The following is a 10,670-nucleotide window of genomic DNA, read 5'->3' as shown; positions in this document are numbered from 1 at the left end:
AACAATAATAAGTATCTGAAAAAAGTAGAAGCACTTGAAATTGCCAATTCTTTTGATTTTTCAAAATTGTACTTCGGTACACTGTTATCAGATACATCTTGATGGCTGTTATAATTTGATAAGTTTATCACTTCTCCAGTTACTGCATCTAAAGAGATATGCACATATGAATACTCTTTCTTATCAGGAATGTTGTAGCTCCATGAGAAGTTCCAAATAGCGCCGTCACTGTTGTAATTTGGGTAAAGGGAAGAAGCTTCCAGATTATGCTTTTCATCAAGCTTCACATATTTCTTGGCAATTTCAAGTGCTTCTACTTTTTTCAGACACTTATTATTGTTTTCAATCTCTTTCATCTCTTCAGGTGTCAATACTACTGCTTCTTTTGTTGCTTGAATATCTCCAGCTACTCCTACTTCGTACAGAGGATAAAATACTTGGTTTATTATCTCTCCGGTTAAGGCATCTATGGCTCTATTTCCGTTTTTTAATGTATAGATCAACTTTGCAGTATTTTTCTTGGTTTTTTGATCGTATCTTATTATATAAGCTAATTCAATACCATTTTTTTCTCTGAAAATTTTTTTTGCCTCTTCCAGGCTAATTGCTTTTGAAGCATCCGGGAAGGATATTTTACTCCAGCTAAAATTATAACTATTGACTTCCAAAGTATTTTTGTCTATTGCTACATTCACACCATCTCCCTGAAAGTCAATGTTGTCAACTTTTCTTATAAAATAGAAATTATAGGTATTGGAATCATAAATATATCTGGATTGGTATTTGCTATCATCTACAAGCTCCATTTCCTTGGTTTTTTCAGGTTGAAGCTTTTTAATGATAGCTTCTGCTGCCTTCAAAGCTTCTTCTTTACTATGTTTTGCAAGCTTTTTAGGAGTTGAGAATTCTTCTTTCCATTGATACATGTTTAGAATATCACCAGTGTTCCCATCTACAGAAATACTAATACTATCCCCATTACTTCTTGAATTCCAGTTAAGCTGCCACTGCTTTGTTCCATCTGCGCTTTCATAATAACTTTGGTTAAAATCGAAGCCTTCAGCATTAAATTCGAAAGATTCTCTGGCTATTTGAATTGCTTTTTCAAGACTTATTTTGCTATTTGCCTGGGTTGTATCAGCAAAAACAATAGATACAGTTCCAAATATTAGTGTCATTGCTAGGACTATTGATATAATTTTTTTCATGTCTATCCCCTTCCAAATTATTTCTTTGTCTTATTAGACTAATTTTGGTTATAAAAGTTTCATAATTTATATATTAACTTATCAACTATAACATACCAAAATCTATTCTCTATCAGGTCTGAAATTCCTGCATAATAAACCAAATGATGGTAATAATTATTGTGAGAGCTTTTTGGAGGTGTGATTATGGCTAAAAAAGATAAGGACAATAGAAATCTCAGAATTGCTTCTGATGAAATGAGTTCATCTGAAATACACAGCATAATTTTACGCGGTGTATTATACACCTTTAAAAGCATATTTATCAGCTACTATGTATCTGAAAATATAGAAGCCCTAATGAATTATATTAATGAAAAGAAAATTATAAATCCAAAGGAATATAAAAGACTATTAGCTGAAGCAAAGGATTTTTATCCGGTGATTATTTGTGCTTTGTTTATACCACCAATAAAAGCCATGACTAAAAATTATAAGCTAAAGAGTTTGGAAGTTAATAAGAAGGATCAATTATTCAATGAGTTGTACAAAATACTTATGGATTTTTTTGAGCTATGGTTATGCAATGTGGAGCTGGACCCTTTATTATATTATAGAATCGGTCTTTCCTATAATAAAAAATTTGATATTGGCTTATATATTAAGAAGCAAAACTCATATTATCTTACAGAAATAGAGAACAGGGTTTTAAACAACCAGATTTTGGATATATTATGCATATATTTAATTGAAGAGGTTGCAATACAGTTAGGTTTAGCAGGCTTAGACTATATAGATTATTATAACAATATGAAAACAAACATCGGCAAAGAAGGCTTGCAAGATAGCATCATATCATAATATGGCAGTATATTCCGCTTAAAATTAGTTTACATAATGCTATAATATATATAGCTAAAGGAGGCGAAATAATGGGCTTAAGAAAAAATCTATATATTCATTTTATTATTACCTTTCTAATAATTGTACTGACCACAACATCTGTTTTATTTACTGCAACTGCAGATGATAATACATATGTAGGGAATAATTCTGAGGTATTGAAGATTGAACTATTTCAACCAGAAATAAGTTTCAACATATATGGTGATTTGAGGGGACACTGGGCTGAGAAGTATATGACAGAATTAAGCAATATGGAAATACTAAAGGGATTTGTTGACAAGACTATGAAGCCCAATAAAGTAATAACCAGGTCAGAATTCATAACCATGGTAGTGAGAGTCTTGGGTTTACAAGATGATTCAAAAAAGCATTCTGATTATATGGATATCCCTGCTACTCATTGGGCCTATTCATACGTTAACAGAGGTAAAGCCCATGGGCTATTGGATTATTTTAATGAAAAGAATTTTTATCCTAATAAGATAATAACTCGCGAGGAAATGGCTATTATTATTTCAGAAGCTTTGCCTGAAGACTTTGTAGTGGACAAGCCTGTATCTTTTAATGATATAAAGAGTGGTTATCCAAATAAAACAAGCATAGATAAAGCCTCTTCAGCAGGAATAATAAACGGACTGCCTGATGGAAGTTTTTCTCCCAAAGGCAGTTCTTCGAGAGCAGAAGCAGCTGCTATGATTTATAGATTTATAAATCTGAAATCTGAGCTTCAGGAATCACTGATTTTTAATTTTGTCAAAGCATATGAGAAAAGCCTTATAGAAGCGGCTAATGATAAAAACATAGTTTTAAATGGTGTTATGGAGTATTCTATAGGTAAAGAAAAATCATTAAACCTTGAACGAAAAAAAGTCATCGAAGAATTGAAGAGTTCTAACATAAATAGAAATATTGGGCAAATAGAGGTTCATATATTGCAGAACTCATTATATAAGTCTATTGCAGAGATAAGCTATGATATCACTGTTGAGAAAGGTATATTTAAGAAGAGCTTATATAATGTAAGGAAGAATCTGTATATGACAAATAGAAATGGAAAATTTGCAGTATACGATTCTTCATGTGATTACATTCTTATAAGCAATGAAGGAACTGGTAACAAAATCAATCTCACATGGGATTATATTTATAGAAGTACACCTGATATGACTGGCGTAAAGAAGATTGATGGATTGAATGTTATCTCTCCAACATGGTTTGTAATGAAAGATGAGGCCTTGAACTTTATAGACAAGGCTGATGTAAAGTACTCGGATTGGGCTCATGAAAATGGATACGAGGTATGGCCTCTTTTTGGAAACGGATTCGATAAAGAGCTAACAGCTAAAGTCTTAGCTGATCCAATAAAAAGAACCAAGCTGGTAAATAAGATAATTGAGCTTAGTTTGAAATACCAAGCTGATGGTATAAATATGGATTTTGAAAACATGAGGACAGAAGACAGTGATGAATATACTTTATTAATAAAAGAGTTATCGATTAAAGCTAAGGAGAAAGGGCTTTCACTATCTATTGATGTTACTCCAATAAATAAATATTCCAGTTGGTCAACATGCTACAACAGAAAAGAATTATCCAAGTATGCGGATTATATAATATTAATGGGATATGACCAATATTGGGAAGGAAGTCCTGTAAGCGGTTCAGTTGCACAGTTGAGTTGGGTTGAAGACAGCTTAGTGAAGATGCTAGAAGAGGTTCCAAAGGACAAGCTTATACTGGGAGTACCTTTTTATACCAGACTGTGGAAAGAAACCTATGAAAATGGAAGAAGTGTTGTAACATCTAAGGCTCTTTCAATGGCAGATGGAGAAAAGGCTATTAAAGATAATAATGCAATCAAGGTATGGGATGAAGAAAGCGGACAGTACTATGCCGAATATAAGAAAGATGGTTCCTTATACAGAATATGGCTGGAGGACGAGAATTCAATAAGGCTTAAGGTTAAACTGGCTAATAAATACAATATTGAAGGAGTGGCATCCTGGAGAAAGGGTTTTGAAAAACCTGCTGTATGGGATGTAATAGATTCAGTTCTAAGTGCAGCATCATTATAATGATGCTGCACTTAATTTTTTGATTAATATGTGATAAATAGGCAAATAATTAGAATATATACATTTATTAACGGAAGGTGAAAATATTGAGAGAAAAAACAGCCATAGAAAGCAGAACTGTTGCTGTCAGAAGAAAAAGATCTATGTTTTTTGTATTTGCAGTCTTAGTGTTTTTTGTAGTTTATAGATTTTCATTATTTAGTTACTTTGGATTTGTTATTGTGTCAGATGCGAAAAATATAATAAGAGATTTTGAAAGGAGCTATCTTTACAGCCATGTGCTGATGAATAGAGACTATATTGATTTAAAAAACAGTATTATAAATAAGCTCATAATATCAAAAGAAGAAATAAACAGCTTAATAAGCCATTCAAAAAAGTTATCCGGGGATTATATAACAAATTTCAGCTATGCTGATTTGGCTCAAGGGAAGATTAAATATTCACTGTATAAAAAGATGAAATTTGAAAAAAGGAAAATAGATGATGATACATTCTATATTAGGTTGACCAGCTTTGGTGAAAATGCAGAGGATAAATTCTATAAAGCCTTAGACAAAACGGAAAAGATGGATTATCTAATATTGGATCTGAGAGGAAACCATATATGTAATTATGATGAGGTGATAGAGATAGCAGACGACTTACTTCCGGGCAAAAGGATAATAGCAACGATAGAATTTGCAAATTCTAAGCATCAATACAACTCAAATGATTTTTTTTATAGATTTAAGAAAATTTTTATATTCTTGGACCAAGAAAGCGGATGTGGTTCTGAAATGCTTGCTCTAACATTAAAAGAAAATCTGAAGGATAATGTTGAGATAATAGGAAAAGACACTATGGGTATGGATATAGGCCAAGTCTTTAAGACATATTATAACAAGATAAATTTCAGTATAGCTTCATTCAAATGGGATGTAGAAGGCCAGAACTCGAAAGATCTGGCCAAATACCTAGTGAAATATAAAAATACAAAACTAAATAATCTTGAAGATTATATGGCAGTAGTAGAAACATTGAAGTAACTGATATCATTTATTTGAAGCATCCTGTTTTGAATAACTGTTTAAATAATTGTGGCGCATCACTATACATTCAGCAGGGTCTATAAACCTTACTTTTCCGAACAAAGAGGCACCTATATAAGCTTTACAGGCTTTCTTGGTAATCATGCTTACGGTTGCAGCCTCTTTCTCTGTTCTTCCGAAACATAAGGCACCTATTTTGCGTATAAATACTACAAAAGAGTTCTTAAGGGCAGCGACAACTTCTTCGGGATCAAATTCAACAATCTTTGCACCAGTTCCAGCAATCTGTGCAAAATCATCAAGGACAGGCTTTAGTTCAATACCATAACAACATAGGGCTCTAATCTCCGGTGTGTTCATGAATAATGAATGCTGTAATTCTCTGTACTCCTTATATACAGCATTATAAATTTCTGCTTCCTGTGGTAAAGATGTATTAGTGTTTTTAGTTAAAATGGAGCTATCTATTATATCATGATTTAGTGAAAGTGAAAAACTTATCATAGCATTAATATCAAAAACTGTTTTTCTGCTAAGCTTAAAGTATTGTTTTATGATGAGATCATGACAAATCTCTTCCAATTCAGAAGCTACTGAGAAAGCTTCATCATAATCCTTACCTATGCATAGGGCACCATGATTCTTCATAATAACGGCTTTGGAACCTGATTCACTTAAGGCTCTCATAACATTATTTTTCAGTTCATCTGTGCCAGGGAGAGCATATTCAGCCAGCGTTACTTTCAAACCCAGATAGGGATTGACTTCATCCAGCTCAACAAAATCTATGGCTGCAGCACTAACCATTGAAGCATATTCCTGATGGGTATGTATCACAAAATTTACGTCAGGATATGTTTTATAGACTTCAGCATGAATAGCACTTTCAGAGGATGGCTTTATATTTCCACTGTAACTGCAGTCTGCTATATTTACTACTACTATATCATCAGAGGTAAGGGTCTGATAGCTTCTTCCGCTTGGTGTTACTACAAACTTATAATTGTCTATACGACAGCTCACATTTCCATAGGTACCTGCTATTAAACTTTTTTCTATAAGGTTAAGTCCAGCTTTCAACACCAATTCCTTTGCTTTGTAAATATCCATAATATTCTCCTTTAAAGCAAATATAATCATATCTTAGAATAACATTTTTACTATTCCCAGTGCAATAAGTAACCAATAGCTCTTCGATTACAATTCAATTTAATTCACTGCACACTATTTATTTAATTATTTATTTATTTATTGACATTTACAATAGACAATGCTATAAAAGACCTAAAAGTAAATTTTGTTTCACTTACGGGCGATTATTAGAGAGCGTTGCTGCAGACATTAGTGATTCCAGTATATGCTGAGGTGTTATGCTTGAAAATAATAATTAGTCTTTATTTAATACTTGCGGTTATATTAGCTCAGTTTTTTGCTGCCTATTTCTTTTCAAAAGGCAGAACTAGCTATCGTAGGGTATTTGCTACCTTGATTCTATGTGTTAGTATCTATTTAATTGGTTATTTAATGATGATTAACAGTAGCAATTTGAAAGAAATGATTTTTTGGAACCAGATTCAGTATCTAGGATTACCCTTTATTTCTGTACTATGGCTGATGGTGGCTCTTATTTATACAAAATCCATTTATTTTATAAAAAGTCGGGTAGCGCTTTTGCTATTTTTTGTACCTGTAATTACCTTTTTTATGCGGCTCACCAATCATTGGCATCATTTTTTTTATACAAATTTGGAAGCAAGACAGATATTTGGATATTATTCTTTGTATACGGAGAGAGGTCTCTGGTACTATGTAAACATTTCACATACAATAATATGTTTGTTTCTGACCATTATCGTTTACTTTTTAGGATATCTTAAGAATCAGGCTGGATATACCAAGTCTCACTTTCTGGTTTTCTTTTTTGCTTCCTTATTCCCCCTCATTGGGATAACACTGATTCTTTTTACTTTCGAGGAGAGGAGCATCGATTATGCCGCATTGATAATGCCAATTTCCCTGCTTATTATAGGCTATGGCATTTTAAAATATGATTTTTTGGAAATAAGAACCTTGGCCAGGGATACAGTTTTTGAGAACAACTTGGCTGGTATGGTGTTATTGGGTCCAGGGCAAAGGATAATTGATTACAATAAGGCTGCAAGGAAGTTCTTTAGGGCACTAAACATTAAATTAGATAATTATCCTATTGAGCATATTCTTAATGAGGAGCCGGAGTTGCTGCAAGTTTTCAAAAGTGATATTACTTGGGATATTGCTTTGACACTTGATGGGGAAGAGCGGTTTTTTGAGATTGACGCAGTATCATTAGGTGATTCTCACGATGGAAACATTAGAATGCTTAAAACCATACGTGATGTTACAGAAGAAAGAAAAATTCAGGAGACACTAAAGACTTTGGCAACTACAGATTCCTTAAGCGGCCTTAATAATAGGGCTGAATTCATGAATTTGGCTCAAAGGGAGTTTGTTCTCGCTAAAAAGCATAATGAGGAACTATCATTGTTGATGATGGATTTGGATTGTTTTAAGAACATCAATGATACTTATGGACATGCAGCCGGAGATGAAGTGATTCGTGAAATAGGTAGCCTTTTAATGGCCAGTTTCCGAAAAACCGATATTGTCGGGCGCATCGGAGGAGAAGAATTTGCTGTGGTTTTGAAGAACACATCTTTAAATGATGGGATAAAGGCAGCGGAAAAGTTTAGGGAAACTGTAGAAGGGAAAAAAGTAATTTACAGAAAACAAGAAATTAGCTTTACAGTAAGCATTGGAGTGGCAGCAATCTGTAGCGATGTTGATGATAGCAATAGTATTGAAGACATTTTAATCAAGGCAGATGATGCTTTATATAAGGCAAAAGCTATGGGACGAAATTGTGTTGCAGCTATGGAATCATGTATGGAAGATCCAGAAGGGACAAGTTATTTTTTATAAGTAATTTGGAGGATACTGCTAATATAAAAAGTAGTATCCTTTATTTTTCTGGTTATACTAGATTATTATACTTAATATTACTTAGGAAAAGATGGTGATAAAATGACTGACAATCATCTTGTACCGAACAGATTGATAACTGAAAAATCCCCGTATCTTCTCCAACATGCTTATAATCCTGTGGATTGGTTTCCTTGGAGTGGTGAAGCCTTTGCTAAGGCTAAATCCGAGGATAAGCCCATATTCCTATCCATCGGCTATTCCACCTGTCACTGGTGTCATGTGATGGAGAGAGAGTCCTTTGAAGATGATGAGGTTGCTGATATTCTAAACAAGCATTTTGTTTCTATAAAAGTAGATAGAGAAGAAAGGCCGGATATTGATCACATATATATGGAAGTTTGCCAGTTGCTTACCGGAAGCGGAGGTTGGCCTTTAACAATAATAATGACTCCAGATAAAGAGCCATTTTTTGCAGGCACATATTTTCCTAAAAAATCAAGATACGGTTATATAGGGCTTATGGATCTCCTTTGTAAGATTAATGAAACTTGGAAAAATCAAAGAGATGAGCTTTTGAGATCAGCAGATAGCATTATCGGGGCTTTATCAAAAGAAGAAGGTGAAGAAGATAAAAGTTCTATAAATGAAGATATGATTCAGAAGGCTTATAAATCACTAAGTGGCAGCTTCGACGAAAAATATGGAGGAATGGGAACCGCCCCCAAGTTTCCTATGCCTCACAATATAATGTTTTTACTGCGCTATTATAGAATCGCCAAGACAGAAAAAGCTCTTCAGATGGTAATTAAGACATTGGAGTCAATGTATAGAGGAGGCATATACGATCACATAGGCTTCGGTTTCTCCAGGTATTCTACAGACAAGAAATGGCTTGTACCCCATTTTGAAAAAATGTTATACGATAATGCATTGCTAATGTATGCATATACAGAAGCTTATCAAGCCACAAAAAAAGCTTTATTCAAGGATATTGCCCTCCAAATAGGGGAATACATCCTTAGAGATATGACATCTCCCATGGGAGGTTTCTATTCAGCAGAAGATGCAGATTCTGAAGGAGAAGAAGGCAAATTTTATATTTGGGATAAAAAAGAGATATATGACATACTTGGCGAAGGAGACGGAGAACTATTTTGTAAAACCTATAATATAACAGATAAAGGCAATTTTGAAGGAAAGAATATACCAAATTTGATAGAAAACGAATCCTTTGAAAAAGTATATAAAGATGAGAGTTTAACAGCATTAAGAAATAAACTTTATGAATATAGAGAAAGAAGAGAACATCCATTTAAGGATGACAAAATACTAACTTCATGGAATGGTCTTATGATTGCAGCAATGGCCTTCTCTGGAAGAGTTTTTGACAATATAGAGTTCTTAGATGCTGCCAAAAAAGCTGTAGACTTCATACTAATGAACTTAAGAAGGCAAGATGGAAGACTACTGGCAAGGTATAGAGAAGGATCAGCTGATCATCTTGGATATTTGGATGATTATGCTTTCTTCATCTGGGGATTAATAGAGCTATACCAGGCTGGATTTGATGAAAGATACATCAGTACAGCAGCTGAACTGGCCGACGATATGCTAAAGCTATTTTACGATAAAGAGCAAAAGGGCTTTTTCATTTACGGTATAGATGGGGAAAAACTAATAACAAGACCTAAGGAATTATACGATGGTGCTATGCCATCAGGTAATTCAGTGGCAGCATTGACACTGCTAAAGCTTTCAAGACTTACTGATAAGAATGAGTATGAGGATATAGTAAATGATATGTTTCAAAGTTTTGGAGGAAAAGTTGGCAGGTACCCTGCTGGTTATACTTATTTTCTTTCTGCTTATATGTTAGCTGCAAAAGAAAGCATGGAAGTGGTGCTTGTTGGTAAAAGAGAAGCAAAAGAAACGTCAGAAATGTTGAGAATAGTAAATGATGAATTTTTACCTCACATTGCAATATCATTAAAGAAAAATGGAGATAATAACTACACAATGCTTGATGATAAGACCACAGCATATATTTGCAGAGGTTACAGCTGTTCAAAACCTATAAAAGATATTGATGAGTTTTCTAAAGCAATACTGCTTGGATAGTATTGTGCTTTAGGGAGGAGGATAACTAATGAGAAAAATAGGATTACTGCCTAGGTTAATAATTGCTATAATTGCAGGTATAATAATAGGCAGTATTGCACCTGTATGGGTAGTTAGGTTACTGGCTACATTTAATGGCATATTCGGTAACTTTCTTGGATTTGCCATACCATTAATTATCATTGGATTTGTGGCTCCAGGAATAGGCGATCTAGGTTCAGGAGCTGGAAGGTTATTGGCTATAACAGCCGGTATAGCATATTTATCTACTGTAGTTGCAGGGTTGGCAGCATTTTTTGCATCTTCTGCAGTGCTTCCAATGATTTTGACTCCGGGAAGTCTCACAATTAATGCTGAGAATCCAGAAGAAGCTTTGGTAGCAGGGTTCTTTA

Annotated in this window: 8 protein-coding genes; 6 read left to right on the top strand and 2 right to left on the bottom strand. The window is 33.9% G+C overall.

Going from position 1 to position 10,670, the window contains the following annotated elements; all coding sequences use genetic code 11:
* A partial coding sequence (locus ACESM9_RS11890; protein WP_372998787.1) for a YcdB/YcdC domain-containing protein occupies positions 1-1,208 on the bottom strand: 1,208 nt, incomplete at its 3' end.
* 186 nt (positions 1,209-1,394) lie between these two features.
* On the opposite strand from ACESM9_RS11890, the gene ACESM9_RS11885 reads away from it, so the two are divergent.
* The 3 genes from ACESM9_RS11885 (at position 1,395) to ACESM9_RS11875 (ending at position 5,196) form a co-directional block, all read left to right on the top strand.
* Entirely contained in the window at positions 1,395-2,048 is a 654-nt protein-coding gene (locus tag ACESM9_RS11885; protein ID WP_372998784.1) for a hypothetical protein, read from the top strand.
* A gap of 71 nt (positions 2,049-2,119) precedes the next feature.
* Positions 2,120-4,168, top strand: a complete 2,049-nt coding sequence (locus ACESM9_RS11880) for a glycosyl hydrolase family 18 protein (protein WP_372998782.1) — start codon at positions 2,120-2,122, stop codon at positions 4,166-4,168.
* An 86-nt stretch (positions 4,169-4,254) separates the two neighbouring features.
* Positions 4,255-5,196: a S41 family peptidase gene (locus tag ACESM9_RS11875; RefSeq protein WP_372998779.1), complete on the top strand. Its 942-nt coding sequence runs from the start codon at positions 4,255-4,257 to the stop codon at positions 5,194-5,196.
* A gap of 6 nt (positions 5,197-5,202) precedes the next feature.
* On the opposite strand, the gene ACESM9_RS11870 is transcribed toward ACESM9_RS11875, so the two are convergent.
* Positions 5,203-6,309 carry a class II aldolase/adducin family protein gene (locus ACESM9_RS11870; protein ID WP_372998776.1) on the bottom strand — a complete coding sequence of 369 codons (1,107 nt, stop codon included), beginning with the start codon at positions 6,307-6,309 and terminating at the stop codon, positions 5,203-5,205.
* A gap of 234 nt (positions 6,310-6,543) precedes the next feature.
* Here ACESM9_RS11870 and ACESM9_RS11865 point away from each other — a divergent pair, with 234 nt between their 5' ends.
* The 3 genes from ACESM9_RS11865 to ACESM9_RS11855 all read left to right on the top strand — a co-directional run.
* Complete coding sequence (locus ACESM9_RS11865; protein ID WP_372998790.1) at positions 6,544-8,157, top strand: diguanylate cyclase; 1,614 nt, start codon at positions 6,544-6,546, stop codon at positions 8,155-8,157.
* Between the two features lie 102 nt (positions 8,158-8,259).
* Positions 8,260-10,278: a thioredoxin domain-containing protein gene (locus ACESM9_RS11860; protein ID WP_372998773.1), complete on the top strand. Its 2,019-nt coding sequence runs from the start codon at positions 8,260-8,262 to the stop codon at positions 10,276-10,278.
* Positions 10,279-10,306: 28 nt separating this feature from the next.
* On the top strand, positions 10,307-10,670 hold a 364-nt coding region (locus ACESM9_RS11855), incomplete at its 3' end, for a cation:dicarboxylate symporter family transporter (protein WP_372998770.1).

The organism is Lutispora sp. (genome assembly GCF_041687175.1).
Classification (GTDB): Bacteria; Bacillota; Clostridia; order Lutisporales; family Lutisporaceae; genus Lutispora.
Note: the sequence above shows the minus strand (reverse complement) of the source record. Positions and strands in the feature narration are given on the sequence as shown.

Excerpts from the sequence above, each read along its gene's own strand:
- ACESM9_RS11870 (WP_372998776.1), bottom strand. The coding sequence starts at position 6,309 with ATGGATATTTACAAAGCAAAGGAATTGGTGTTGAAAGCTGGACTTAAC.
- ACESM9_RS11860 (WP_372998773.1), top strand. The coding sequence starts at position 8,260 with ATGACTGACAATCATCTTGTACCGAACAGATTGATAACTGAAAAATCC.
- ACESM9_RS11885 (WP_372998784.1), top strand. The coding sequence starts at position 1,395 with ATGGCTAAAAAAGATAAGGACAATAGAAATCTCAGAATTGCTTCTGAT.
- ACESM9_RS11880 (WP_372998782.1), top strand. The coding sequence starts at position 2,120 with ATGGGCTTAAGAAAAAATCTATATATTCATTTTATTATTACCTTTCTA.